The organism is Streptomyces sp. NPDC001153 (genome assembly GCF_053598315.1).
The window spans coordinates 1-25,961 of record NZ_JBSFJZ010000015.1 but is presented as its reverse complement, the minus strand read 5'-3'; the positions used below and the strand labels follow the sequence as shown (position 1 = coordinate 25,961).

The window sequence follows — 25,961 nt, the reverse complement described above, 5'->3', positions numbered from 1 at the left end:
GCCGGACCCAACTCCCCGGCGCGCTCGGCTCCGACGGCACTACGGTGAGTCCATGTCCAGCAAGCATGGCAAAGCGGGCAGGAGCAGGATGAAGCGCGGGGGCGGGCGCGCCACCGCTCTGCGTCCCGGACGCCCCACGCCCACTCCCGCACAGGCCGCTGCGGAGTGCGAGCGGCTGGCCGAGCAGCTCCCCGAGGAGCGGGAGGACCTGCTGCGGGAAGCGGCCGAGGCGTGGAGCGACGCGGGCGAGCACGAGCGTGCGGTCGCCGTGTACGAACGTTTGCTGGACCCGCTGGGTGGGGGAAGCCGGGAGCCTGATCTGGTGGACGCGTTGCGCATCAATGCGTTGTGGGACGCCGAGCGCCGGGAGGAGGCCCGCGCGGCGGCCGCGGCGTTCCGCAGGCGCCATCCCCGGGACGGGGGCGCCTGGATGTTCGTCGCCGAGGTCTTCGAGTCCGCGCACGAGACGGCGACGGCGGCCGAGTGGTACACGGCGGGCATCACACACGTCCTGGGCGCCGGTACGACGGTGACGGCCGACACGGTGGAGGACTCTTCCGACGGCTTCGACGTGGAGACGCTCCTCATCGGCCGCCACCGGGTGCGGCGTCTGCTCGGCGAGCCGCACGACGACTGGGACGATGTGGCGGATGAGCTGCACGAGCGGCGTACGTCGCCCCTGCAGGGCCGGATACACCCCCTGGACACCCTGCACGATCCCGTGCGGCTCGCGAGGTTGGCGGAGGGCGGTCCCGATGCCCTGGAGGCGGAATTCGGGGACCTCGCGGAGGTGACCGCCGAGGACCGGGCGGTGCGCACCGGCCCGCAGGCGACGTGCGTGCTGTTCTGGCCGCGCGAGGAGTTCGACCGCCTGCTGGAGCGCTGGCCGTCCGCCGCGGACTCGTACGGCGACGACCATGCCGCCCATCGACGGCAGGTCGAGCGCACCCTGCGGAAGCTGTCGGACGAGGGCGGCAGCCGCCTGGCGGTCGGCCGGGCAACGGTGAGCGGTCTTGACGCGTATGTGCGCGAAACGGGCGGGTCTCCCCATACACCCGCCGCGCGGTCCGCGTACGCGGCGCAGCTGGCTCGCACGGGCCAGGCCCATGACTGGCCTCCGCCACGCAACGGTCCCTGCTGGTGCGGTTCGGAACGCAAGTACAAGAAGTGCTGCGGGAATCCCGCGAACGGGTGATCGGCGCGTCGGGCCGCTGCGCTGTCCACCCCGGACGCTCTCCACGCGGCCGGCGCACCGACCCTCGGTGACGCCTTGCAGCGTCTCGGCACGTACGACAAACCGATGCCGGCGGCAACCAGGGCAGCGGCCCTCCCCGCCCACGTGCCCGGTGGGGCGGACGGAGACCGCAGCTCTCCGCAGGCCCGCCAACTGTAGGGATCCCACAGCGCGCGGCGTGAGTGACTGTCGGTGCCCGAATGCCCACGCGCCCGGCCGTACCGATAGGTTTTCGGTGAAGCCGCCTGCCATCCAGGTGTTCGGGCGGGTTGTCCGACATCTGCAGACCGCTATCGAAAGGGTGATCCGTTGAGCCGCTCGGTTCTCGTCACCGGAGGAAACCGGGGCATCGGCCTCGCCATCGCCCGCGCGTTCGCCGACGCCGGCGACAAGGTCGCGATCACGTACCGCTCGGGTGAGCCGCCCGCCGGCTTCCTCGCCGTCAAGTGCGACATCACCGACCCGGAGCAGGTGGAGCAGGCCTACAAGGAGATCGAGGAGCAGCACGGCCCGGTCGAGATACTGATCGCCAATGCCGGTGTCACCAAGGACCAGCTCCTGATGCGCATGTCCGAGGAGGACTTCACCTCGGTCATCGACACCAACCTCACCGGCACCTTCCGCGTCGTCAAGCGCGCCAACCGGGGCATGCTGCGCGCCAAGAAGGGCCGCGTCATCCTGATCTCGTCCGTGGTCGGCCTGCTCGGCTCGGCGGGCCAGGCGAACTACGCCGCCTCCAAGGCCGCCCTCGTGGGCTTCGCGCGCTCCCTCGCCCGTGAGCTGGGCTCGCGCAACATCACTTTCAACGTCGTCGCGCCCGGTTTCGTCGACACCGACATGACCAAGGTGCTCAGCGACGAGCAGCGCAAGAACATCGTCTCGCAGGTGCCGCTCGGCCGTTACGCGCAGCCGGAGGAGATCGCCGCGACGGTGCGGTTCCTCGCCTCGGACGACGCCTCGTACATCACTGGAGCCGTCATCCCCGTTGACGGCGGACTGGGAATGGGTCACTGATCACCATGAGCGGAATCCTCGAGGGCAAGCGCGTCCTGATCACCGGCGTGCTGACGGAGTCCTCCATCGCCTTCCACGCGGCCAAGCTGGCCCAGGAGCAGGGCGCGGAGATCATCCTGACCGCGTTCCCGCGGCCCACGCTGACCGAGCGCATCGCCAAGAAGCTGCCGAAGCCCACCAAGGTCATCGAGCTGGACGTCACCAACGACGAGCACATGGGCCGGCTGGCCGACGTCGTCGGCGAGGAGCTGGGCGGCCTCGACGGCGTCGTGCACTCCATCGGCTTTGCCCCGCAGGACGCGCTGGGCGGCAACTTCCTCAACACGCCGTTCGAGTCGGTGGCCACCGCCATGCACGTCTCGGCGTACTCCCTGAAGTCGCTCACCATGGCCTGCCTGCCGCTGATGCAGAACGGCGGCTCGGTCGTCGGCCTGACCTTCGACGCGCAGTTCGCCTGGCCGCAGTACGACTGGATGGGCCCGGCCAAGGCCGCCCTGGAGGCGACCAGCCGGTACATCGCCCGTGACCTGGGCAAGCAGAACATCCGCTGCAACCTCATCTCCGCGGGCCCGCTCGGCTCCATGGCCGCCAAGTCCATCCCGGGCTTCGGCGAGCTGGCCTCCGTGTGGGACACCCGCTCCCCGCTGGAGTGGGACCTGAAGGACCCGGAGCCGGCCGGCCGGGGCATCGTCGCCCTGCTGAGCGACTGGTTCCCGAAGACCACCGGGGAGATCATCCACGTCGACGGCGGTCTGCACGCCATCGGCGCCTGATCCTCGTACCTGACGCCCCGTCTCCCGCAAGTGCGCGGGCGGACGGGGCGTCACCCGTTCGGCCCACCTGCCGGGCGCCCACCGGCCCGGACGGCGCACCCTGGATTACGCGTCCACCACACGGATTACGCGTCCACCACACGCGTCCCTCCCCAGCCCGGCCGAGGAGGTCCCCTTGTGCGCCTGTCCCGAAGCCTGGCCCCGGTGACCTTGGCCGTGGCCCTCGTGCTCTGCCTGCCGTACGACGCGATGCCCTACGCGCGCGTGGACGACGGAAAGCCCCCCGCGCCGAGCCTCTTCGGGGCCTCCTGCCGTACGACCGTCCACGGCTCCCATGTGGTGGCCTACTGCCACAATCCCTATGTCGACACCGATCGCGTGCGTCTGCACATCGAGTGCGCCCGCTGGTGGGACATCGACACCGACAGCGCACCGGTGGACACCGGCCCCGCCATGACCGTACGGCTCACCGGCCGGTGCTGGAAGGAAGTCCGCTCGGTCTGGATCAGCCACCAGAACGAGCACTGAACCGGCTGGATCAGTCAGCGGAAGGGGCGGAAGGGGCACTGAACCGGCCCGGCCGGCACAGGAAGGGATAGCTCGCGGCCTCTGCGGCCGCCGCCTCCGCCTCCCCGGCGCGGATCGCGTCCACCAGGCGCGTGTGATCCATGTACGTCTCCGGAGTCAGCTCCGCGCCCACGTCCGCGCGCAGCCAGTCCCGCAGCACCTCGCCCAGATCGGCGTACATCGCGGTGATCACGTCGTTGTGCGAGGCCGCCACGACGGCCAGGTGGAACGTGGCGTCGGCGGTCACGAAGGCCTCCGCCTCGCCCGCCGCCCAGGCCACCTCGCGCCGGTCCAGCAGCGCGTCCAGCTGCTTGAGGTCCTTCTCGGTGCGCCGCTCGGCGGCCAGCTTCGCCGCGGCCGACTCCAGCGCGGCGCGCAGCTCGGCGATGTGCCGGGGATCGGCGTCGGCGAACCGGCGGTGCATCACACCGGCCAGCTCACTCGTCGCCACCACATAGGTGCCCGAGCCCTGCCGGATGTCCAGCAGCCCGTTGTGGGCGAGCGCGCGGACGGCCTCGCGGACGGTGTTGCGGGCGACGCCGAGCTGCTCGACCAGCTCCGGCTCCGTCGGGATGCGCGAGCCGACCGGCCACTCGCCGGAAGTGATCTGGTTGCGCAGTTCGGCGATGACCTGCTCGGACAGCGCCGAACGGCGCGGGTGGCTCAAGGGCATGGCTCACCTTCGCACGCGAGGCCCGGGCGGGGACGGTCCGGGACCGGAAAACCGAATGGACAACGAATCATCCTATGATTCTATGATGGGTCTCATGGCACGTGAGGAAACCCGGACAGTGGAGACCCGTACGGCGATGTCCCCGACCGAACGCGGTACGGCCGCCACGACGAGCACCGCCGAGACGACCCCCGGCGCCGGCCGCACGCGCGCGTGGGCGACCCGACTGGTCGTCGTCGGCATCGTCCTGTCCGCGCTGAACCTCCGCCCGGCCATCACGAGCCTCGGCGCGCTCCTGGAGGAGGTCCGTGACGGGCTCGGCATGAGCGGCAGCGCGGCCGGTCTGCTCACCTCCGTACCCCCGCTCTGCTTCGCGGTCTTCGGTATCACCGCACCCCGGCTGGCCCGCCGCTTCGGTCCGGCCGCCGTGGTGTGCGCCGGCATGGTGGCCATCACCACCGGCCTGCTCATACGGCCGTATCTCGGCAGCACGGCCGGTTTCCTGGCCGCCAGCGCGCTCGCCCTGATGGGCATCGCCGTCAGCAACGTGCTCATGCCGGTCATCGTCAAGCGCTGGTTCCCCGACCGGGTCGGCTCCATGACCGGCCTGTATTCGATGGCCCTCGCCCTCGGCACCTCCCTCGCCGCCGCGGTGACCGTGCCCCTGACCGGCGCCCTCGGCGGCGGCTGGCGGTCCGGCCTCGCCGTGTGGGCCGCCCTCGCGGGCGCCGCCGTCCTGCCCTGGCTGCCGCTTCTGCGGGACCGCGGCCCCGACACCGCGCCCGCGCGGCCGGGGCAGCGGCAGCGTGCGGCGGAGGGACCGCGGGCGGAGGCACAGCAGGCCGGGGCGGCGGCATCGCGCGCGCCGCTGCGCATCACCCGCAGTCGCACCGCCTGGGCGCTCGCCGTCTTCTTCGGCCTCCAGGCCACCGCCGCCTACGTCACCATGGGCTGGATGCCGCAGATCTTCCGCGACGCCGGTGTCCCGGCCGGCACCGCGGGCGTGCTGCTCGCCGTCACCATGGTGATGGGCGTGCCGCTGGCCTTCGTCATCCCGCGGGTCGCCACCCGGCTGCCCCATCAGGGGCCGATCGTGCTGGTCCTGGGCGTGTGCGGGCTCGCCGGATACGCCGGACTGTACTTCGCTCCGGCCGCCGGCGCCTGGGCCTGGGCGCTGCTGCTCGGCGTCTCCAACTGCGCCTTCCCGCTGGCCCTGACGATGGTCGGCATGCGGGCCCGGAGCGGGCCTGGGGTGGCCCAGCTGTCCGCGTTCGCGCAGAGCACCGGCTACCTGATCTCCATCCCCGGCCCACTGCTGGTCGGCGTGCTCTACCAGCGGAGCGGCGGCTGGGGCCTGCCCATCGCCCTCATGGCGAGCCTGATGCTGCCGCAGATGGCAGTGGGCTTCCTGGCGGGCCGCGACCGCACGGTGGAGGAAGAGGCGAGCGCACGCTGACTCGCGCGGCGGACGGGCCCGGAGACGGCGACGGGATGACTCGCGGGGACGGGCTCGGGGGCGGGGATGGGCCGACTTGCGCGGCGGACGGGCTTGGGGGCGGGGGACGCGGTCCCTTGCAAGGACCGGCGTGGAGGCGACGACGGACTGACTCGCGCGCGGAAACGGGCGCGGCGACGCGGTGCCCCGCAAGGACGGGCAGGACGGCGGCGACGCACTGACTCGTGCGGACGGTCTCGGGAGCCGGCCTCGGACCGACTCGCCGCGGACCGACTCGCCGCGGACCGACTCGCCGCGGACCGACTCGCCGCGGACCGACTCGCCGCGGACGGGCTCGGCGGGTGGCGGCGCGGTGCCTCGCATGGGCGGGCGGGGTCGGGATGGGCGGGAGGCGGCGACGCGTTGATCTGCGGATGGGCCGGAAGGCGGTGTACTGGCCTCACGGACAGCCGCGGCCGCCGTAAGGCATGGATCCGCGGACCGGCCGGCCCGGAGGGCGCCGCGCCGCACTGCGCCGACGGGACCCGGGAGCGGGCGCCCCGCCGACCGTCGCGGCACGTGGAAGCCGGTGCCGATGGCTCTGCCGGCCTTCGGCGGACCGGGGTGACAGGGGCCGGCCCAGCCACCGGCGGTCGGGGTGGAGACCGTGCCGTGGCCGCCCGTGGCAGGCGGGGCCGGGAGCCGGCAGAAGCCCCGGTGCCCCGTTCGGCGGTCCGCGCGGGGCGACACCTGCCCCGGCCGACCCCTGCGGAGCGGAGGGTGCGAGACTGGGCGCATGCAGCCTGTGCTCGACCCGAACCCGCAGAACGGCCAGAAGAAGATGCTGCTCGTCTTCGGCTCGTTCTTCGCCATCTTCGTGATCATCGCCGTCATCGCGACCCTCGCATCCCCCTGACGGCCGCCACCGGCCCTGTGGGGCACCTCTCCTGGACGCCTCTTCCGGCGGATGGTGGGGTTGGCCCCCCATCCCCTAGGGGGAAAGGGTCAGGGGCAACTGGGTGGAAGTCCGGATGGGTTGGCGGCCCCGGATTCCGTAACTTCGAGATGTGACCGCACGACACGGTCACGGACCCGCTCGAAAGACACACGGAGGCGATCATGCCGGCCCGCACCCACCCCCGGCCCCACCCGGCGACCACGGGCGGCGTCGACAGCCGGCTGCCCTGGTGGGCCCTCGCCCTCCCCGCGCTCGCCTTCATCGCACTGCTGGCGCTGATACTGAACCCGTCGGACGCCCACGCGGCGAGCGGCGACCCGGCGATCACGCACCTCGTCGAGCGCGCCCGACAGCTCCTCGCGCGCTGACCAGGCACCCCGTACGCGGTGAATCCGCATGTCAACTCCCTGCGCCGCATGGTCCGTTTCATGCGAAGCTGGGTCCCATGAGCGCCGCAGAACCTCGCAGTATCGTCCTCCTCCGGCATGCGAAAGCCGACTGGCCCCAGGTGTCCGACCATGAGCGCCCGCTCGCCGAGCGCGGCCGTATGGACGCCGCTGTCGCCGGACGCAAGCTGGCCGACACCGGCATCACCTTCGACCTCGCCCTGTGCTCCACCGCCATCCGGACCCGCGAGACCTGGAAGCTCGCCGTCCACGAACTGGCGCACCGGCCGAAGACCGTCTACGAGGAGCGGGTCTACGAGGCTTCGCCCGGCGAACTGATCGCCGTGCTGAACGAGACCCCGGACGACGTGCGGAACGTGATCCTCATCGGCCACAACCCGGGTGTCCACGGCCTGGCCGACATCCTGTCCGGCACCGCCGAGGGCGAAGCCCGCGACCGGATGAACCGCCGCGGTTTCCCGGCCGCCGGGTTCGCGCTGCTGTCCTTCGAGGGCCCCTGGAAGAGCCTGGAGCCGGGCGTGGCCACACTCATGGACTACTGGGCGCCAGACGAGTGATCTCACCCATGTGCGAGGGCCCGGCACGTGCGCGGTGCCGGGCCCTCGCACATCAGGGCCTGCTCAGCCCTCGTCGTGCGTGTCGGCCGCCTCGACCTCTTCCCGGGTGACGCCCAGCAGATACAGGACCGTGTCGAGGAAGGGGAAGTTCACCGCCGTGTGCGCCGCCTCGCGGACCACCGGCTTGGCGTTGAAGGCGACGCCCAGACCGGCCGCGTTCAGCATGTCCAGGTCGTTGGCGCCGTCGCCGATCGCCACCGTCTGCGACAGCGGCACCCCCGCCTCCGCGGCGAACCGGCGCAGCAGCCGCGCCTTGCCCGCGCGGTCCACGATCTCACCGGTGACCCGACCGGTGAGCTTGCCGTCGACGATCTCCAGCGTGTTGGCCTGCGCGAAGTCCAGGCCCAGCCGTTCCTTCAGATCGTCCGTGACCTGGGTGAAGCCACCGGAGACAACCCCCACTTGGTAGCCGAGCCGCTTCAGCGTGCGGATCAGGGTGCGGGCACCCGGCGTCAGCCGGACCTCGTTGCGCACCTTGTCCACCACGGAGGCGTCCAGCCCCTTCAGCAGCGCCACGCGCGCGTGCAGTGACTGCTCGAAGTCCAGCTCCCCGCGCATCGCCGCCGTCGTCACCTCGGCGACCTTGTCCTCGCAGCCGGCGTGCGCCGCGAACAGCTCGATGACCTCGTCCTGGATCAGCGTGGAGTCCACGTCCATGACCACCAGGCGCTGGGCGCGCCGGTGCAGGCCCGCCGCGACGACCGCGACGTCGACACCCAGTGCCGCCGCGTCCGTGACCAGGGCCGTGCGCAGCGGCTCGGTCTCCACGCCCGACACCGCGAACTCCACTGCCGTCACCGGGTACTTGGCGAGCCGGAAGATACGGTCGATGTTGCCGCCGGCCTTCGCGATCCGGTCGGCGATGGCGGCCGTCGACTCGGCGGTCAGCGGATGGCCGAGCACGGTCACCAGCGAACGCCCGAGGCCGCGCGGCCGGTTGTCGCCGTGCCCCGAGATGATCTCCGCCTGCATCTTCATCGACTCGGCCCAGCTGTGCACGGTGGCCCTCAGATCGCCCTCCAGGCCGGCCGGCGGCTGCGTGACCAGCGCGCACAGCACCAGGCGGCCCCGGGTGACGACCTGCTCGATGTCGACCACGTCGACCAGGTAGGCGGCGAGGGTGTCGAAGAGGCCCGCCGTGATGCCCGGCCGGTCCTTGCCGAAGATCTTGACGAGGAGGGTGGGGACCTCGGGGGTCTGTTCAGCGGAGGTCTGCGAAGCGCTCATGGTGTCACCACCGTATCCGGCACCCAGTGCCGTCCGCCGTCGAGGTCCGACTGACGGACACGGAACAATGGATGTCGCGCCGGTGTCAGGGATCTTGCCGCCGGGAGACACCGCCCGCCCGCTCACGGCGGCCCCCGGCTCCACCACGACTGTGCCACGAGATGCCCTGACGGGCAGGACGTGCGCTTCCGCACGCCCCCGGCCGGCTGGCCCCTGCCCGCTCCGGCCGGCTCACCCGCGGCGCTTCGGCTTGCCCGGCGGGGCCGGGGGCGGCGGCGGAGGGGGCGGCGGTGGCCATTCGGTGCCGTCCGCCCCCTGCGAGCGGTCGCCTCGCCGCGCCGTGGGACGGCGCCGGGCCGGTGGGGGAGCGGAGTCGAGCGGCCGGGCGATGGTCGGGGCGCCGTACAGGTCGCTGCCGGCGGCCGCCGGCCCGGCACCCGGCGGCTCCTCGCGCAGGTCCTGCGGCACCTGGAGGCCGTCCGCCACCTGGAGGTCCTCCGGCACCCGGAGATAGGGATTCGTGTCGGGGTTCGGCGGCCGGTACGGCCTGCCCGGCGCGTACGGCCCGACGCCGTGGCCGGGTCGGGGACCACCGGCGCCCCCGTCGCCGAGGCCTGAGCCACCGTACGGCGCGGACTCGACCGCGCCCCCGTACCTCGAGCCCTCGGCCTCGCCCCCGCCCGCACCGCCGTACCCCGGCCTCCCGCCGGCACCCTCGTACCCCACGCTTCCACCGTCACCCCCGACTCCCGCGTCCCCCGGTACCCCGCGAGCCGCCCACGCCGCCCGTGCCCCCGCCGTCCCCGTCCCCCAGGCCGCCAGTGCCCCGATCGCCCCGGCGGCCGCGCCCCACGCCGCGCCGAGCAGCAGTGCCAGGCCGAGGCGGCCCTGCAGTTCCAGGCCGGCGTCGAAGGTGTCGAAGCCGAGCACGGACAGGGACGAGGTGACGGACACGCCCGTCAGCCAGGCGAGCAGCGGGAGGGCGAGCGCGGTGGTGACGCCGAGGCGCAGGCCGCACCGGGTGGCGAGAGCGAGGGCGGTGTCGGCCTGCCGTCCCACGGTGCTGTCGGCCCGCCGTACCACCGGTGTGCGGACCGCCGTGAGGACACCGGCCAGCAGCATCGCCAGTGCCGCGGCCCCGGCCAGCAGCCACACCCGGCCGTCCAGGCCGGCCAGCCGGCCCAGCGTCACGGGCTGGTCGGTGTGCGCGCCGAGGAGCTGGTCCAGCGGGTGGGGGAGGGACCTGGCGAGGACGCCGGAGGCGTGGCCGTCCCAGGGGACGAAGAGACCGAGGGGGAGGCCGAGCCAGACCCCGTTCGGTGTACCGAGCAGGGCCGCGCCGGCGATCCGTCCGGGACGGTCGTCGCGGATCGCCGCGTACGCCGCCGCCGCGAGCCCCGCCGCCACGGCCACCAGCAGCACGGTGACCAGCGCCGAGACCGCCGGCCGTACCACCCGGTGCACGACGGACCAGCCGGGCGGCAGGGGCGCGCGCCGGGAGGCGAGCAGGGCGACCAGCAGCACGCCGGCACACCAGAGCGCGCCGCCGAGCAGCGTGGCCGCCGTGTCCACGGTGAAGCCGACCGCGGCCTTGGCGTGGACGAGGTCGCCGATCCGGCCCGGCAGCAGTCCGCTCACGTCGCCGAGGCCGGGGATGCTCAGCCCGCCGCCTCCCTGGCCGCCCGTGCCCGGCAGGTTGTCCAGCCCGAGCGAGCCGCCGTCGATCGTGACGATGTCGTGACCGGCCCAGGCGAGACCGCCCAGCAGTGCGACGAAGAGCGCGACCACCGTGCCCGCGCGGGCGAGGAGTTCGGCGGGGGCGACGACAACTCCGGCCCTGCGCAGGGACCGTAGGAAGAACCACGACAGCAGCAGGGCACCGGCCAGGCTCACCCCGAGTGGCGTGATCTCGATGGCGGTGTGGGCCTCGGCGCCTTTCAGTCCGAAGGCGGACACATCGCCCGACGGCGTGACCGAACCACCCGCCCCGAGGGCCACAACGGCCGCCGTCATGGGGCCCAGTGAGCCCGCCGTGTCCGCGCGCAGGAGATGCAGGCCGAGCGCGGCCGTCCCCGCCATCCCCATCAACGCCCAGCTCACCGCGGCGATCGCGGACAGCAGGACGTCCTTCCAGGGCACCGTCGCGGCACGCGGCGCGCTCTCGGCGTTCGTGGCAGACCTCATGGCAGACCCCCCGATCCGCGGCGCGGCACCGGAGCCGCGCTTGTCCCCCTCGCCGGGATTACCACTCTCCGGCCCGGTTTCAACCCCGTCAACGGGGCGAGTTGAAGCGTGCGAGGGCGCCCGTTGACAAGGCCCGGGTTTCGGTCAGCGGGCCGAGCCTGAAATAGTTCCCCCCGATGTTCGACATCCCTAGACTCCCTGTGATGGGGGTAACTCGGGGGACAACTCAGTGGGGCATGGAGTGCCGGAACTCGTACTGGAATCAAACGGACGGACCTGGACGTTGGACCCGTCCAGGCCCTACACCCTCGGCCGCGATCCGCAGGGTGACATCGTCTTCGACGACGCCAGGGTGTCCTGGCGGCACGCCACGGTCAGCTTCAACGGCCGCAGTTGGGTCATCGAGGACCATGGCAGCACCAACGGCACGTTCGTGCAGGGCCGGCGGATCCAGCAGATGGAGATCGGGCCGGGCGCGTCGCTGCACCTTGGCAACGCGACCGACGGACCGCGGCTGAACCTGTCGGGCGCCGCGGCCGGCCGGCAGCAGCCGGCGCCGTACGCCGCGCAGGGCGCCGGGGCACCGGGCTGGGCCCAGCAGGCACCGCAGCAGGCACCCGCCGCGGGGCAGGCGGCCGCACAGCCGCAGGCACAACAGGCACCGGCCCCGCAGCAGGGCTGGCAGCAGCAGGCGCCCGCGTTCCCGCAGCAACAGGCGGGTCCCGCGGATCAGTACGCGCAGAACACACCCGGTGGTGGCGCGGGGGCGCCGCCGGTCTACGGCGACCGCAGCCCGACCACGTTCCACCAGTTCGCCGTCGGCCGGGTGATGCGCATCGGCCGTGCGCTGGAGAACGACCTGGTCGTCTCCGACCTCCAGGTCTCCCGGAACCACGCCGAGTTCCACGCCACGCCCGACGGCCGGCTGGAGATCCGCGACCTCGGCTCGCACAACGGCACCTACGTCAACGGCCAGCCGATCCCCAAGGGCGGCTCGGTGCAGCTGGGCCCGGCCGACATCGTCGGCGTCGGTCACTCCACGTTCCGGATCGTCGGCGACCGGCTCGAGGAGTTCGTCGACACCGGTGAGGTCTCCTTCTCCGCGCGCCATCTGACCGTCACGGTCGACGGCGGCAAGCAGATCCTGAAGGACGTCTCCTTCGGCGTCCCGGAGAAGTCCCTGATCGCGGTCATCGGCCCGTCCGGCTCCGGCAAGTCGACCCTGCTCAAGGCGCTCACCGGCTACCGGCCCGCCAACCAGGGCGAGGTCCTGTACGACAACCGGAACCTGTACAAGCAGTTCGCCGAGCTGCGCCAGCGCATCGGTCTGGTTCCGCAGGACGACATCCTGCACAAGGAGCTGACGGTCAAGAAGGCCCTGAAGTACGCGGCCAAGCTGCGTTTCCCGGCCGACACCACGGCGCAGGAGCGCGACGCCCGCATCGACGAGGTGCTGCGCGAGCTCAAGCTCGACATCCACAAGGACAAGAAGGTCACCTCCCTCTCCGGCGGCCAGCGCAAGCGTGTCTCGGTGGCCCTGGAGCTGCTCACCAAGCCGTCGCTGATCTTCCTGGACGAGCCGACCTCCGGTCTCGACCCGGGCATGGACCGCGACGTCATGCAGCTGCTGCGCGGCCTCGCCGACGACGGCCGTACGGTCCTCGTGGTCACCCACTCGGTGGCCGAGCTGGCGCTGTGCGACAAGCTGCTGGTGATGGCGCCGGGCGGCGCGGTCGCCTACTTCGGCCCGCCGGAGGAGGCGCTGAACTTCTTCGGCTACGACAGCTGGGCCGACGTCTTCTCCGCCTTCGAGAACTACCGCGACTACAACTGGGCGGACCGCTGGAAGGGCTCCCAGCACTACCAGATGTACGCCGCGGACGTGGACGCCGTTGCCCCGCAGTCCGTACACATGCCTCCGCCGCAGGCCATCAAGCCCCCCAAGCCGCAGGCCTGGGGTTCGCAGCTGATGACCCTGATCCGGCGCTATGTGTCGGTCATCGTCTCCGACAAGGGCTTCCTGGCGCTGACGGTGATCCTCCCGGCGGTGCTCGGCGCGGTCAGCCTGCTGATCGACCACAAGCGCGGCCTGCTGGTCAACGCGGCGATCAACCCCAGGACCGGCGCGCACATCCCCAACGGCACGGCCACCACCGTGCTGCTGATACTCGCCGTCGGCGCGTGCTTCGCGGGTGCCGCGAACTCCGTCCGAGAGCTGATCAAGGAACGGGTGATCTACGAGCGGGAGCGTGCGACCGGCCTGTCCCGGTCGGCGTACCTGATGTCCAAGGTGGTCGTGCTCGGCGCCGTCACCGTGCTCCAGGGCCTGATGGTCGGCGTGATCGGCTTCTCGCCCCGGGAGATCCCGGACCAGGGGCTGGTCCTGGGCGGCAACACCCTCCTCGAGCTGTGCCTGCCGATCATGGCGCTCGGCTTCACCTCGATGATGGTCGGCCTGGTGATCTCCTCGCTGGTGAAGACCGCCGAGAAGACCATGCCGCTGCTGGTGATGTTCGCGATCATCCAGGTCGTCTTCACCGGTTGCCTCTTCACCCTGCACGGCACACTCGGCGTCAACGAGTTCTCGTACCTGATGCCGTCGCGCTGGGCGGTGGCCGCCGCAGGCGCCACGCTGGACTTCAACAACATCGCCCCGAACTCCGACAACCCGAGCAGCACCGACCCGCTGTGGAACCACACGGCCGGGGCCTGGACCCTGGACATGATCGCGCTGATCGTGCTCGGTGTGGTCTGCGGCTTCTTCGTGGCCCGCTTCCTGCGCCGCCACGAGCCGGAGGTCATGCGCAAGTAACCGCGCCCGTACGACGCGAAGGGCGGCACCCCGTGATGGGGTGCCGCCCTTCGGCGTCACGTCGCTGAGGTCCGCGCCAGCCCTCAGTACGCGCTGTTGACGTTGTCCATCGAGCCGTAGCGGTGGGCCGCGTAGTTGGCGGCGGCGGTGATGTTGGCGACCGGGTCGTAGATGTTCCACGACGTGCCCGCCACGTGGTAGGCGGAGAAGGTGGGCTGGATCACCTGCAGCAGACCCTTGGACGGGATGCCGTTGGCCGCGTTGACGTCCCAGTTGTTGATGGCCATCGGGTTGCCCGAGGACTCCCGCATGATGTTGCGGTACAGGCCGTTGTAGCTGCCGGGGATGCCCTTGGAGCGCATGATGTCCAGCGACTGGCGGATCCAGCCGTCGAGGTTGTTGGCGTACGTCTTCGCGGCGACCGGCTGCATGTCGATCCGCTGGGTGGAGCGGCTCGCGGCCTCCGTGGCGGCGCGGTCCTGCGCGGCCTTCTTCGCGGCGGCCTCGGCGGCGGCCTTCTTCGCGGCCTCGGCGCGCTGCTTGGCGGCGGCGGCCTCGGCTGCGGCCTTCTTCTGCGCGGCGAACGCGTCGAGCTTGACCGTCTCGGTGGCGAGCTGGTCGGTGACCGTGCCCTTGACGTTCTTCAGCGTCGTGCTGGTGGCGACCTGGGCGGCCGTGGCCGGGGCGCCGGTGGTGACGGTGTCGGCGTTGCTCGGGACGGCCGAGATGGCGATGGCGGCGGTGCCGAGGGCGGCGACGCCGGCGATGGCGATCTTGTGCTGCCTGGTCAGGGCACGACTATGAGCACGGTTGAGGATGTTCTTGGGCATTGGCTGATGGACCTCTTCGATAGCGCGGAGGTCGCTCCTGCGTCCGCCGGGGGAATCGGCTCCTCCCACACGAACGCCGCGGGCCGGTGACCCACGGCGCTGAGCGACGGGAGCAATTCTTAGCTGGCGCAAAATTCCCAGGCAAAGCTGTGACGTACGATCCTCGATAGTGGATCGGCCAAGGGCAAAACGGGACAGACTGGACCGTCTGTCCCGTTCATGCGGGGATGGTTTATCTCCTATGCCCGGTCGTACGTGATGTGGGCCCTATGCGCGGGCTCACATCGGACACGTAACAGTCTCACCAGGAGTTGCCGTTGCAACGCTCTGTGTGAGGGCCCTCCTCCGGGAGGACGAGATGTACGTCGCCGAACTCGTGCCACAGGTAGAGCCCCCGGAGCGCCTCCTCGTAGGCACGGTCGACCGCGGCCCGCCCCGCCACCGCCCGCAGCATCAGCAGATGCGAGGCCTCCGGCTCGTGCAGCCCGGTCAGCAGCCCGTCCACCACCCGCACCCCGCGCTCCGGCGTCACCACCAGATCCGTCCACCCCTCGGCCGCCCGCACCACCCCGTCCGGCCCGGCCGCCGACTCCACGGCCCGCACGGCGGTCGTACCCACGGCGATCACCCTGCCCTCGCCCGCCCTCGCCGCGTTGATCAGCCGCGCCGACGCCGCCGGCACCGAGAACCGCTCCGGATACGGCGGCTCGTGCGACTCCGCCGATGCCACCCCCGTGTGCAGCGTGACCGGCGCGAACTGCATTCCCCGGCTCACCAGCTCCGCCACCAGGCCCGCGGTGAAGGGGCGCGCCGCACTCGGCATCTCCGCACTGCCCGCCCCGTCCGGCGACGGCAGCGCGAACACCGTCTGGTACACCGACAGCGGCTGGTCCCGCTCCGTATAGGAGTAGCGAATGGGCCGCCCGTGCGCGCGCAGCATCCCCAGCACGTCCCCGTCCGCCCGGGCCCACCACAGCCGCTCCCCGCCCGGGCTCAGCGGCTCCTCCAGCACCAGCCGCCCCGTCCCCGGCAGCAGCACCTCCGTACCCGCACGCGTGCCCGTACGCGCGCGTGTGGTGCCCCGCCCGTCCGGCTCCCGCAACTCGACCGCCCACCGGCCGTCGTCGCCGCGCGTGGAGAAATGCACCACCACGCGCGCGTGGCCGCTGCGTCCGTCCACCGCCGCGGCCAGCGTGGGCGAGGTGTTCACCACCAGCAGGTCCCCGGCCCGCAGCAGCAGCCCCAGCTCCGGGAAGAGGTGATGCGTCACCTGCGTACCGCGCGAGACCAGCAGCCGTACGGCGTCCCGGTCCAGCCCCGGACCACGCTGCTCGGCGGGTACGCGCGCGGACAGCCCCTCCGGTACGCGCACGACTGTCCTCACCGCTCCTCCAGCAGCGCCGGCGCCGCGTACCGCCCGCTGGCCGGCCGCTCGTCCAGCAGCCGCAGAAACGCCGGTACGACCGTGTCCGGCGCCGGACGCCGCTCGTCGTCGCCGGGTACGGCCGCCGCGTACAGGTCAGTGGCCATGTCCCCGGGATCCACCGCCCACACCCGCAGGCCGGGCTCCTCCACGCCCAGCACCGCCGCCAGCTGGTCCAGGGCCGCCTTCGAGGCGCCGTAGCCGCCCCAGGTCTCGTACGCCTCGGCCGCCGCGTCCGAGCTGACCACGACCACCGTGCCGGCCGGCGACTCCCGCAGCAGCGGCAGCGCCTCATGGACCAGGCCGAGCGCGGCCACCACGTTCACCTCCAGCGCCCGCCGCAGTCCCTCCACGGGCAGCTCGGCCAGCCGCACCAGCGGCTCCGCACCCAGCGCGCTCGCATTGCTGACCAGCAGGTCGACCCCGCCCAGCCGGCGCGCCGCCGCCACCAGCTCCGCCCGGTGCCCGGCATCCGTCACGTCCCCGGCCGGGGCCGTCACGCGCGTGCCGTGCCCGGCGACGCCCTCCGCGGCCTCCTTGAGGGCCTCGGCGCCCCGGGCGTCCAGCACCAGATCCCAGCCCCGCGCGGCGAGTGCCTCCGCGAGTGCCCGCCCCAGGCCCTTCGAGGCCCCCGTGATGATCGCCACCGGCATGACTACCGTCCCCTCGTCGCCTCCCGCCACCGTCGGGCGGTGACCACACCGTAGGAACGGCACCGTCCCGGCCGCCTCGGACGCGGGCCGCAACACGGAGGGGCCCTTCGGCGTACACCGCGCGTCCGGGGTCGCGGGGCCTACACCGGCCGCCCTAGGACCAGCGGACCGGGTCCCGCCACCACAGGTCCGATCCGCTTGTCACACCCCGCCGGTACCGTGAGGACATGAGTCACCGTCCTCGGTCCGGCCTGGCAGCGGTCAGTTCCGCGCTGCTGGCCATGAGCAGGCATCTGGAGGTGCGCGACGTCCTCAAGACGATCGTCGCCTCCGCCCGCGAACTGCTCGACGCGCAGTACGCCGCCCTCGGCGTCCCCGACGATCACGGCGGCTTCGCCCAGTTCGTCGTCGACGGCGTGAGTGACGAGCAGTGGCGCGCCATCGGCCCGCTCCCGCGCCAGCACGGCATCCTCGCCGCGATGCTGCACGAGGCGAAGGCGGAGCGCCTCGCCGACGTGCGCAAGGACCCCCGCTTCGAGGGCTGGCCGGCCGCGCACCCGGACCTGGCCGACTTCCTCGGCCTGCCCGTCCGCGACGGCGACGAGGTCATCGGCGCGCTCTTCCTGGCCAACAAGAACTGTCCCAGGCGAGAGGGGAGTTGCGGCTTCACCGAGGCGGACGAGGAACTGCTCGCCATCCTCGCCCAGCACGCCGCCATCGCCCTCACCAACGCCCGGCTCTACGAACGCAGCCGCGAACTCACCATCGCCGAGGAACGCTCCCGCCTCGCCCACGAACTGCACGACGCGGTCAGCCAGAAGCTCTTCTCCCTGCGCCTGACCGCCCAGGCCGCGGCGGCGCTCGTCGACCGCGACCCCGCCCGGGCCAAGGGCGAACTCCACCAGGTCGCCGCGCTCGCCGCCGAGGCCGCCGACGAGCTGCGCGCCGCCGTCGTGGAGTTGCGCCCCGCCGCCCTGGACGAGGACGGCCTGATCGCCACCCTGCGCACCCAGACCCAGGTCCTCGACCGCGCCCACACCGCGCGCGTGACCTTCACCAGCGGCGGCTTCCGGGCCCTGCCCGCCGCCCAGGAGGAAGCCCTGCTCAGAGTCGCCCAGGAAGCCCTGCACAACGCACTGCGCCACTCCGGCGCCGAACACGTCGAGGTGAGCGTCGGGCGGCGCGGCTGCGGAGCCGTGCTGCGCGTCACCGACGACGGCAGCGGCTTCGACCCGAAGGCGGTCCGCCGCGCCGGACGGCATCTGGGCCTGGTCTCGATGCGGGACCGCGCGAGCGGCGTCGGCGGCACGCTGACCGTGGAGTCGGTGCCCGGCAAGGGCACCACGATCGAGTTGGAGGTCCCCGGTGGCTGACGCGATCAGGGTGCTGCTCGTCGACGACCACCAGGTCGTCCGCCGGGGCCTGCGCACCTTCCTGGAAGTGCAGGACGACATCGAGGTCGTCGGCGAGGCCGCCGACGGCGCCGAAGGAGTCGCCCGCGCCGAGGAACTGCGCCCGGACGTCGTCCTGATGGACGTCAAGATGCCGGGCATGGACGGCGTCGAGGCCCTGCGCCGGCTGCGCGAACTCGACAACCCCGCGCGCGTGCTCGTCGTCACCAGCTTCACCGAGCAGCGCACGGTCGTACCGGCCCTGCGCGCGGGCGCCGCCGGATACGTCTACAAGGATGTGGATCCCGACGCCCTCGCCGGCGCCATCCGCTCCGTGCACGCCGGCCACATCCTGCTCCAGCCCGAGGTCGCCGGCGCCCTGCTCTCCCAGGAGGAGGCCAACTCCGGCCAGAGCAGAGGCGGTTCGCTCACCGAACGGGAGCGCGAGGTGCTCGGCCTGATCGCGGACGGCCGCTCCAACCGCGAGATCGCCCGCGCCCTCGTGCTGTCCGAGAAGACCGTCAAGACGCATGTCTCCAACATCCTGATGAAGCTCGACCTCGCCGACCGCACCCAGGCCGCGCTGTGGGCCGTACGCCACGGCGTGACCGGCTGAAACGCCCTCCCCAAGGCCTCACCCACGGCAACAGCCCAGGCTGAGATTCATACCGTCGTGGGAATGTCACCCGGACGGCGCATCCTCCGGCGATCTCCGCCGTTCTCCAGTGCGTGCTGCGGCGAGCCGCCGCGGTGAACGTCAAGGAGGGGTTGGAAAGTGAAGAACCTGAAGAAGGCCGCGGCCGTGACGATGGTGGCCGGTGGCCTGGTGGCGGCCGGTGCGGGGATGGCCTCCGCCACGGAGGGCGCCCACGCCTGCGGCGAGGCCCTGGGCTCCCCGGGCGTCATCTCGGGCAACGTCGTCCAGGCCCCGGTGCACATCCCGGTGAACGCGGTCGGCAACAGCGTGAGCGTGGTCGGCGTACTGAACCCGGCCTTCGGCAACAGCGGCCTCAACCACTGAGGTCCGGCCGACAACGACCACAGGCCTCCCGGTGCCCATCGGGAGGCCTGTCATGTTGTCGTCCCGCTTCCCCAGCCCGTCCGGCCCCCGAGCACCAGGGCCGCAGGCCCGGCGGCGGCGTCCGCGGGCGGCAGCCCCCAGGTACGCCCGCACCGGACCCCGGCACCCGTCGGCCTACCGCACGCCCCGCTCCCGCTCCTCCACGATGGAGTTGTACGCCGCCACCTGCGCCCGCCGCGCCGTCCGCTCGACGGGCCGCAGGGCCTCCGCCCGAGCGGCCATCTCCGAGGAGCTGACCGCACCCCCGTGCCCGTTGCCGTACGCCAGCGACACCAGCAGCGCGACCCGCTGCGCCAGCTCCAGCACCCGCACCGCACGCGGCGGATACCCCGGCGCCAGCACCTCCCGGCCCCGCTCGGCCCGCGCCCGGTACGCGTCGATCGCCGCCTCCGCCACCGGGCCCGCCCCGGCGACGTCCAGCTTCGACAGCACCTCGGTCGCCTCGCGCAGCGCCTCCGCCAGCTCCCGCTCGGCCTCGCCCAGCGACGGCACATCGGCGGGCGGCGCCTCCCGCACCGGCAGCACATGCCAGACCACCTCGGCATGCACATCACCCGTCGGCCCGGCCTCGTACACCTCCGGCACCAGCCCGAACGCGGCGCCGTGGCAGACCACCGCCTCCTCGGCCTCCAGCGCCCGCGCATTGAACTCGGGCGGACCGCTCAGCCCCAGCGGATGCCCCGGCGCCGGCAGCGCGACCCGCAGCCCGGTCGTCCCCAGCGTCCGCAGCCGCCCCAGTGCCAGCGTGAGCCCGACCGGCGCGGACTCCCCGGGCAGCCCCTCCACCCGGTGCACCGTGTCCTCGCTCACGATGGCGAGCGCGGCGTCATCCGGAGAGACAAGTCCGGCCAAGAGGGCATTTCCCCAAGCGGCGAGGCGTCCTGAACGCGGTTCCGAGAGCATGCCCCCACCCTAAGGACCGGACCGATGGAATGGGGCGGGGCACTCGTGGCGTAGATTTCATAAGGGCTGCGCCCACAGGCGCGGCGGACCGAGCCACAGGCGTACGCGACAGCCGAGACCGGCCACACTGCAAGGGGAGACAACGCGCTCATGAGCGATGTTCTGGAGCTTCAGGACGTATCCGTGGTCCGCGAGGGCCGGGCTCTGGTGGACCAGGTCTCCTGGTCGGTGAAGGAGGGCGAGCGCTGGGTCATCCTCGGACCCAACGGCGCCGGCAAGACCACCCTCCTGAACGTCGCCTCCAGCTACCTCTTCCCCAGCAAGGGCACCGCCACCATCCTCGGTGACACCCTCGGCAAGGTCGACGTCTTCGAGCTGCGTCCCCGCATCGGCGTGGCCGGCATCGCCATGGCCGAGAAGCTCCCCAAGCGTCAGACGGTCCTCGAGACGGTACTGACGGCCGCCTACGGCATGACCGCCCACTGGCAGGAGGAGTACGACGAGGTCGACGAGCAGCGCGCCCGCGCCTTCCTCGACCGCCTCGGCATGAGCGACTACCTCGACCGCCGCTTCGGCACCCTCTCCGAGGGCGAGCGCAAGCGCACCCTCATCGCCCGCGCCCTGATGACCGACCCCGAGCTGCTCCTGCTGGACGAGCCCGCCGCCGGTCTCGACCTCGGCGGCCGCGAGGACCTGGTCCGCCGCCTCGGCCGGCTCGCCCGCGACCCCATCGCCCCCTCGATGATCATGGTCACCCACCACGTCGAGGAGATCGCCCCCGGTTTCACCCACGTCCTGATGATCCGCCAGGGCAAGGTCCTCGCCGCCGGCCCGATCGAGCTGGAACTGTCCTCCCGCAACCTCTCCCTCTGCTTCGGCCTCCCGCTCGTCGTGGAGCAGGTCGGCGACCGCTGGACGGCTCAGGGCCTGCCCCTGTCCTGACCCTCCGCCCAAGGTCCTCCCGAGCCGGTCCCGCTCCCTTTCGCGCCCTGTCCGCCGCCCGGCCCCGGCCCTACCATGACCCTGTGAACGACATCGACGCATGGGTGTGGTGGCTCGTCGGCGCGGCGGCGCTCGGAATCCCGCTCGTCGTCACCGCCATGCCGGAGTTCGGCATGCTGGCGGTGGGAGCCATCGCGGCCGCCGTCGCCGCGGGCCTCGGCCTGGACGCCGTGATCCAGGTCCTCGTGTTCGTCGCCGTCTCCGTCGCGCTCATCGCCGTCGTCCGCCCCATCGCGGCCCGCCACGGCAGACAGCTCCCGCAACTCGCCACCGGCATCGACGCCTTGAAGGGCAAGCAGGCGGTCGTCCTCGAGCGCGTCGACGGCTCCGGCGGCCGCATCAAGCTCGGCGGAGAGGTCTGGTCGGCCCGCGCCCTCGACACCGACCGGGCCTACGAAGTGGGCCAGGCAGTGGACGTCGTCGACATCGAAGGGGCCACCGCCATCGTCATCTGAGGCATCCTGCACACGAGTTGGACGATGGTCTGTCAGACTCGACCAGCAAGATCTTCTGCAACCACGAGATCTGCCGAAGGCGCCGAGGCGGAGAGGGGTACGGGGAACACGATGGGATCGGTCATCATCGTCCTGGTCATTCTGGTGGTGTTGGTCTTCATCGCCCTGATCAAGACCATCCAGGTCATCCCACAGGCCAGCGCAGCCATCGTCGAGCGCTTCGGCCGTTACACACGCACGCTGAACGCGGGACTGAACATCGTGGTCCCGTTCATCGACACCATCCGCAACCGCATCGACCTGCGCGAACAGGTCGTGCCCTTCCCGCCGCAGCCGGTGATCACCCAGGACAACCTGGTCGTCAACATCGACACGGTCATCTACTACCAGGTGACCGACGCCCGCGCGGCCACCTACGAGGTCGCCAGCTACATCCAGGCCATCGAGCAGCTGACGGTCACCACGCTGCGCAACATCATCGGCGGCATGGACCTCGAACGCACCCTGACCTCCCGCGAGGAGATCAACGCCGCCCTGCGCGGCGTCCTCGACGAGGCAACGGGCAAATGGGGCATCCGCGTCAACCGCGTGGAGCTGAAGGCCATCGAACCGCCCACCTCCATCCAGGACTCGATGGAGAAGCAGATGCGCGCCGACCGTGACAAGCGCGCCGCGATCCTCACCGCCGAAGGTACCCGCCAGGCCGCCATCCTCACCGCCGAGGGCGAGAAGCAGTCCCAGATCCTGCGCGCCGAAGGTGAGGCCAAGGCCGCGGCCCTGCGCGCGGAGGGCGAGGCCCAGGCGGTCCGTACGGTCTTCGAGGCCATCCACGCCGGCGACCCCGACCAGAAGCTCCTGTCCTACCAGTACCTGCAGATGCTCCCGAAGATCGCCGAGGGCGACGCCAACAAGCTCTGGATCGTCCCGAGCGAGATCGGCGACGCCCTCAAGGGCCTCTCCGGCGCCATGGGCAACTTCGGCCCCCTGGGCGGCGGTGGCCAGGGCAACGGCGGAGCCAATGTCCCCGCACAGAACAACGGCCCGAGCACAGAACGCCGCGAGAAGCCGAGCATCGACTAGGAGTTATCGACTAGGAGTTGTGGACAACGCCGGTTCCCCCTACGCCCCTCCAGGGGCGCGGGGAACTAGGCAGCGTCCCGAGCCAGCCACTCAGGCAGAGCCTCGAACTCCTCGGAGCCCAGAGCCAAGAGCATCGCATCGGCGGGAGTCGGCTCGAAGGGCTCCCGCAGCAAAGCCATCCCCGCCTCCTCCGGAGTCCGGTTCGCCTTGCGGTGATTGTCCTCCGCGCACGCGGCAACCGTGTTCAGCCAGGTGTCCTGCCCACCCTGCGCCCGCGGCACCACATGGTCCACGGTCGTCGCCCTGCGCCCGCAGTACGCGCACCGGTGCCGGTCCCGGACCAGCACACCCCGTCTCGACCACGGAGCTTGTCTTCGGAACGGCACCCGCACATACCTGCACAGCCTGATCACCCGGGGCGCGGGTATGTCCACATCGGCACCGCGCATGCGCAGTTCGGGATGGGCCTGCTCGACGACGGCCTTGTCCTGCAGCACCAGGACGACGGCTCGATTCAGCGTCACCGTCGACAGCGGCTCGAAGCTCGCGTTCAGCACCAGCGTGTCCCGCATCCAGCCCACCTCCCGTGTGCACCTGCCCACCCCCCGGCGGGCTTGGATCAACTCTGGACGGGCGCGCCGAGATGGACAACGCAATAAAAAATGCCCGCCCCCGATCACTTCCAAGACCGGAGGCGGGCAAACGTTCAATGAACGCTCGGCTGAATCCGTGTTGTGCGGTCAGCCCTGCGCAGGGTTCTCGTACTCACCGATGAGCTGGGCACGCGCGATCGTGTGGAACCGCAGATTGAAGCCGACGACGGCGGGCGAGACATCGGCATCCGGACCGAGCTTCTCCTGATCCACCGCGTACACCGTGAAGACGTACCGGTGCGGCCCGTCCCCGGGCGGCGGCGCGGCGCCACCGAAGTCCTTCGTCCCGTAGTCGTTGCGCACATGTACCGCGCCCTCGGGCAGGCCCTCGAACTTGCCGTTGCCCGCACCCGCCGGAAGCTCCGTCACGGAGGCCGGGATGTCGAACAGGACCCAGTGCCAGAACCCGCTGCCGGTCGGCGCGTCGGGGTCGTAACAGGTCACGGCGAAGCTCCTGGTCTCCGGCGGGAAGCCCTCCCACCGCAGGTGCGGCGAGGTGTTGCCCTCCGCATGGACCTGGGCGCTCTTCAGCGTCGCACCCTCCTCGACGTCGTCGCTCGTCACCGTGAACGACGGCACCGGCGGATGGAAGTCGTGGGGGAGCGGCCGCCGCTTGAGCTCGGTCACCTCGGTACCTCCTGATCGATGATCTGGAACCAGCAGTCCCCGAGCCTAGAACCAGTTGCGCTTGCCGCCGACCTCGGACAGCCACTGGTTCAGATAAGCCGCCCAGTCGGTCCCCATCCAGTCGTTCAGCCCCACCTGGAAGGACCGGTAGGTGTCCGAGCCCTCGCTGAACAGACCCGGCTTCTTGTCCATCTCCAGCACGACGTCCATCGCGTGCCCGTCGGCCACGAAACTCAGCTCGACCTGGTTCAGACCCCGGTACTGCGACGGCGGGTAGAACTCGATCTCCTGGTAGAACGGCAGCCGCTGCCGCGTACCCCGGATGTGGCCACGCTCCATGTCCGCGTTCTTGAAGCGGAAGCCGAGCTGGATGAAGGCGTCCAGGATGGCCTTCTGCGCCGGCAGCGGATGCACGTTGATCGGGTCGAGGTCACCGGAGTCCACAGCCCGCGCGATCGCCAGCTCGGTCGTCACCCCGATGTGCATCCCGCGCAGCGCCTGCCCGTCGATCATCGTGACCGGCGTCTCCCAGGGGATCTCCAGACCGAACGGCACCGCGTGCACCGCACCCGCCTGCAGCTCGAAGGCGCCACCGAGCCGTACCTTGGTGAACTCGATGTTGTGCTTGTACTCCTCGTCGCCGCTCTCCACCTCGACCCTGGCCTGAAGACCGACCGACAGCCCCTCGATGTCCTGGTTCACGGACCCGCCCTGGATCCGCACCTCACCCTGGACGACACCGCCCGGCACCACATTGGCCTCGGTCAGCACCGTCTCGACCGAGGCCCCGCCGGCCCCGAGGCTCGCGAGCAGCTTCCTGAACGCCATTGACTCTCCCTTTACGAACGGACCTCGCCCCCACACACGCGATCCGCCCACACCTGGTTCCGCCGAGGGGCCGCCCCGCCTGCACTACCCTCGGAGGGCATGATCGCGCCCCCGGACCGTACGCCACTGCCCAGAGAGTTCTTCGACCGCCCGGTCCTGGAGGTGGCACCGGACCTCCTCGGCCGCATCCTGGTGCGTACGACACCCGACGGCCCGATCGCCGTCCGCCTCACCGAGGTCGAGGCGTACGACGGCCCCAACGACCCCGGCTCACACGCCTATCGTGGGCGCACCCCGCGAAACGCCGTGATGTTCGGTCGGCCCGGACACGTGTACGTCTACTTCACCTATGGCATGTGGCACTGCATGAACCTCGTCTGCGGACCCGAGGGCCGGGCGAGCGCCGTCCTGCTCCGCGCCGGCGAGGTCGTCGAAGGTGTCGAACTGGCCCGCAAACGACGAGTTTCGGCCCGGAACGACAAGGAACTGGCCAAAGGTCCGGCCCGCCTGGCCACGGCCCTGGACGTCGACCGCGCCCTGGACGGCACGGACGCGTGCGCCTCCGGCGAGACCCCGCTGCGGATGCTCACCGGTACGCCGGTAGCCGCTGACCAGGTACGAAGCGGACCGCGCACCGGAGTCGCCGGCGAAGGCGGGAATGGCGACATCCATCCCTGGCGTTACTGGGTGGCGGGCGACCCTACGGTGAGCCCCTATCGGGCACATGTACCGAGGCGGCGCCCAAGTTGACGCGCCTCGCCGGGGTGCGTAATGTATCCCGAGCCGCTGAACCGGGTACGGCAATCGCCTGCAGCCGGAGCGGCCAACCCACTACTCAGCTACAACCCCTCGCCGGGGTCGATTTTGGCGCGCCCGCGTGCCCGAATTCGAACTCGCGAGACTCGATCGAGACTCGATTATGAGTCGCCGAGAGAATGAGCTAACGTAGTGAATGTCGAAAGGGCGGACGGCGAAAGCCGAAAACCTGGAGGACACCCGCCGACAGGGAATCGGATCGAGAAAAGATCTGATAGAGTCGGAAACACCGAAGGGAAGCGCCCGGAGGAAAGCCCGAGAGGGTGAGTACGAAGGAAGCGACCGTTCCTTGAGAACTCAACAGCGTGCCAAAAATCA

The 25,961-nt window shown here is 71.5% G+C and carries 26 protein-coding genes; 16 read left to right on the top strand and 10 right to left on the bottom strand.

Going from position 1 to position 25,961, the window contains the following annotated elements; translation table 11 throughout:
- Positions 1 to 52 precede the first annotated feature (52 nt).
- From ACWDEN_RS18690 to ACWDEN_RS18675, 4 genes are all read left to right on the top strand, one after another.
- Entirely contained in the window at positions 53 to 1,195 is a 1,143-nt protein-coding gene (locus tag ACWDEN_RS18690; protein ID WP_450859668.1) for an SEC-C domain-containing protein, read from the top strand.
- Between the two features lie 348 nt (positions 1,196 to 1,543).
- The gene (gene fabG, locus ACWDEN_RS18685) at positions 1,544 to 2,248 is read left to right on the top strand and encodes a 3-oxoacyl-[acyl-carrier-protein] reductase (protein WP_351617518.1); all 705 of its coding nucleotides are present in this window, start codon (positions 1,544 to 1,546) and stop codon (positions 2,246 to 2,248) included.
- 5 nt (positions 2,249 to 2,253) lie between these two features.
- Positions 2,254 to 3,021: an enoyl-ACP reductase FabI gene (gene fabI / locus ACWDEN_RS18680; protein ID WP_450859667.1), complete on the top strand. Its 768-nt coding sequence runs from the start codon at positions 2,254 to 2,256 to the stop codon at positions 3,019 to 3,021.
- Between the two features lie 177 nt (positions 3,022 to 3,198).
- Positions 3,199 to 3,549, top strand: coding sequence for a hypothetical protein (locus ACWDEN_RS18675; protein WP_351617524.1), 351 nt, complete (start codon positions 3,199 to 3,201; stop codon positions 3,547 to 3,549).
- Between the two features lie 10 nt (positions 3,550 to 3,559).
- On the opposite strand, the gene ACWDEN_RS18670 is transcribed toward ACWDEN_RS18675, so the two are convergent.
- Complete coding sequence (locus tag ACWDEN_RS18670) at positions 3,560 to 4,261, bottom strand: FadR/GntR family transcriptional regulator (protein WP_450859666.1); 702 nt, start codon at positions 4,259 to 4,261, stop codon at positions 3,560 to 3,562.
- A gap of 82 nt (positions 4,262 to 4,343) precedes the next feature.
- Here ACWDEN_RS18670 and ACWDEN_RS18665 point away from each other — a divergent pair, with 82 nt between their 5' ends.
- The 4 genes from ACWDEN_RS18665 (at position 4,344) to ACWDEN_RS18650 (ending at position 7,618) form a co-directional block, all read left to right on the top strand.
- Positions 4,344 to 5,717: a CynX/NimT family MFS transporter gene (locus ACWDEN_RS18665; protein WP_450859665.1), complete on the top strand. Its 1,374-nt coding sequence runs from the start codon at positions 4,344 to 4,346 to the stop codon at positions 5,715 to 5,717.
- Positions 5,718 to 6,492: 775 nt separating this feature from the next.
- Positions 6,493 to 6,612: an SGM_5486 family transporter-associated protein gene (locus ACWDEN_RS18660; RefSeq protein WP_023551744.1), complete on the top strand. Its 120-nt coding sequence runs from the start codon at positions 6,493 to 6,495 to the stop codon at positions 6,610 to 6,612.
- A 203-nt stretch (positions 6,613 to 6,815) separates the two neighbouring features.
- Positions 6,816 to 7,022, top strand: a complete 207-nt coding sequence (locus tag ACWDEN_RS18655; protein ID WP_351617533.1) for a hypothetical protein — start codon at positions 6,816 to 6,818, stop codon at positions 7,020 to 7,022.
- Between the two features lie 77 nt (positions 7,023 to 7,099).
- Complete coding sequence (locus tag ACWDEN_RS18650) at positions 7,100 to 7,618, top strand: SixA phosphatase family protein (protein WP_351617535.1); 519 nt, start codon at positions 7,100 to 7,102, stop codon at positions 7,616 to 7,618.
- Between the two features lie 63 nt (positions 7,619 to 7,681).
- Here the strand turns inward: ACWDEN_RS18650 and serB are convergent, their stop codons facing one another.
- Positions 7,682 to 8,905, bottom strand: coding sequence for a phosphoserine phosphatase SerB (gene serB, locus ACWDEN_RS18645; protein WP_351617538.1), 1,224 nt, complete (start codon positions 8,903 to 8,905; stop codon positions 7,682 to 7,684).
- A 231-nt stretch (positions 8,906 to 9,136) separates the two neighbouring features.
- A complete protein-coding gene (locus ACWDEN_RS18640; RefSeq protein ID WP_450859664.1) occupies positions 9,137 to 11,089 on the bottom strand; it encodes a streptophobe family protein in 1,953 nt (650 codons plus the stop codon).
- Positions 11,090 to 11,330: 241 nt separating this feature from the next.
- On the opposite strand from ACWDEN_RS18640, the gene ACWDEN_RS18635 reads away from it, so the two are divergent.
- On the top strand, positions 11,331 to 13,901 hold the full coding sequence (locus ACWDEN_RS18635; RefSeq protein WP_450859663.1) for an FHA domain-containing protein: 2,571 nt from the start codon (positions 11,331 to 11,333) through the stop codon (positions 13,899 to 13,901).
- 83 nt (positions 13,902 to 13,984) lie between these two features.
- Here ACWDEN_RS18635 and ACWDEN_RS18630 read toward each other — a convergent pair whose 3' ends face one another.
- From ACWDEN_RS18630 to ACWDEN_RS18620, 3 genes are all read right to left on the bottom strand, one after another.
- Positions 13,985 to 14,731 (bottom strand): transglycosylase SLT domain-containing protein, encoded by a 747-nt coding sequence (locus tag ACWDEN_RS18630; RefSeq protein WP_351617547.1) that lies wholly within the window; start codon positions 14,729 to 14,731, stop codon positions 13,985 to 13,987.
- A gap of 301 nt (positions 14,732 to 15,032) precedes the next feature.
- Positions 15,033 to 16,103, bottom strand: coding sequence for an S-adenosylmethionine:tRNA ribosyltransferase-isomerase (locus ACWDEN_RS18625; protein ID WP_450859662.1), 1,071 nt, complete (start codon positions 16,101 to 16,103; stop codon positions 15,033 to 15,035).
- Between the two features lie 8 nt (positions 16,104 to 16,111).
- Complete coding sequence (locus tag ACWDEN_RS18620) at positions 16,112 to 16,807, bottom strand: SDR family NAD(P)-dependent oxidoreductase (protein ID WP_351617552.1); 696 nt, start codon at positions 16,805 to 16,807, stop codon at positions 16,112 to 16,114.
- Between the two features lie 227 nt (positions 16,808 to 17,034).
- Between ACWDEN_RS18620 and ACWDEN_RS18615 the strand changes: the two genes are divergently transcribed.
- The 3 genes from ACWDEN_RS18615 (at position 17,035) to ACWDEN_RS18605 (ending at position 19,219) form a co-directional block, all read left to right on the top strand.
- Entirely contained in the window at positions 17,035 to 18,180 is a 1,146-nt protein-coding gene (locus tag ACWDEN_RS18615) for a GAF domain-containing sensor histidine kinase (RefSeq protein ID WP_351617555.1), read from the top strand.
- A complete protein-coding gene (locus ACWDEN_RS18610; protein ID WP_351617558.1) occupies positions 18,173 to 18,814 on the top strand; it encodes a response regulator transcription factor in 642 nt (213 codons plus the stop codon). Before ACWDEN_RS18615 ends, ACWDEN_RS18610 begins: the two co-directional genes overlap by 8 nt.
- A gap of 159 nt (positions 18,815 to 18,973) precedes the next feature.
- Positions 18,974 to 19,219, top strand: coding sequence for a chaplin (locus ACWDEN_RS18605; protein WP_351617561.1), 246 nt, complete (start codon positions 18,974 to 18,976; stop codon positions 19,217 to 19,219).
- A 174-nt stretch (positions 19,220 to 19,393) separates the two neighbouring features.
- On the opposite strand, the gene ACWDEN_RS18600 is transcribed toward ACWDEN_RS18605, so the two are convergent.
- The gene (locus tag ACWDEN_RS18600) at positions 19,394 to 20,182 is read right to left on the bottom strand and encodes a hypothetical protein (protein WP_450859661.1); all 789 of its coding nucleotides are present in this window, start codon (positions 20,180 to 20,182) and stop codon (positions 19,394 to 19,396) included.
- A 150-nt stretch (positions 20,183 to 20,332) separates the two neighbouring features.
- Between ACWDEN_RS18600 and ACWDEN_RS18595 the strand changes: the two genes are divergently transcribed.
- From ACWDEN_RS18595 to ACWDEN_RS18585, 3 genes are all read left to right on the top strand, one after another.
- A complete protein-coding gene (locus tag ACWDEN_RS18595; RefSeq protein WP_208901649.1) occupies positions 20,333 to 21,124 on the top strand; it encodes an ABC transporter ATP-binding protein in 792 nt (263 codons plus the stop codon).
- 83 nt (positions 21,125 to 21,207) lie between these two features.
- Positions 21,208 to 21,639 carry an NfeD family protein gene (locus tag ACWDEN_RS18590; protein WP_351617568.1) on the top strand — a complete coding sequence of 144 codons (432 nt, stop codon included), beginning with the start codon at positions 21,208 to 21,210 and terminating at the stop codon, positions 21,637 to 21,639.
- Between the two features lie 111 nt (positions 21,640 to 21,750).
- Positions 21,751 to 22,719 (top strand): SPFH domain-containing protein, encoded by a 969-nt coding sequence (locus ACWDEN_RS18585; protein WP_351617571.1) that lies wholly within the window; start codon positions 21,751 to 21,753, stop codon positions 22,717 to 22,719.
- 65 nt (positions 22,720 to 22,784) lie between these two features.
- Here ACWDEN_RS18585 and ACWDEN_RS18580 read toward each other — a convergent pair whose 3' ends face one another.
- The 3 genes from ACWDEN_RS18580 to ACWDEN_RS18570 form a co-directional block, all read right to left on the bottom strand.
- A complete protein-coding gene (locus ACWDEN_RS18580) occupies positions 22,785 to 23,291 on the bottom strand; it encodes an HNH endonuclease (protein WP_351617574.1) in 507 nt (168 codons plus the stop codon).
- Positions 23,292 to 23,459: 168 nt separating this feature from the next.
- The gene (locus ACWDEN_RS18575; RefSeq protein ID WP_450859660.1) at positions 23,460 to 23,999 is read right to left on the bottom strand and encodes a YbhB/YbcL family Raf kinase inhibitor-like protein; all 540 of its coding nucleotides are present in this window, start codon (positions 23,997 to 23,999) and stop codon (positions 23,460 to 23,462) included.
- A 45-nt stretch (positions 24,000 to 24,044) separates the two neighbouring features.
- The gene (locus tag ACWDEN_RS18570; protein WP_450859659.1) at positions 24,045 to 24,827 is read right to left on the bottom strand and encodes a sporulation protein; all 783 of its coding nucleotides are present in this window, start codon (positions 24,825 to 24,827) and stop codon (positions 24,045 to 24,047) included.
- Positions 24,828 to 24,926: 99 nt separating this feature from the next.
- Here ACWDEN_RS18570 and ACWDEN_RS18565 point away from each other — a divergent pair, with 99 nt between their 5' ends.
- On the top strand, positions 24,927 to 25,577 hold the full coding sequence (locus ACWDEN_RS18565) for a DNA-3-methyladenine glycosylase (RefSeq protein ID WP_351617583.1): 651 nt from the start codon (positions 24,927 to 24,929) through the stop codon (positions 25,575 to 25,577).
- The last annotated feature ends 384 nt before the right edge of the window (positions 25,578 to 25,961 follow it).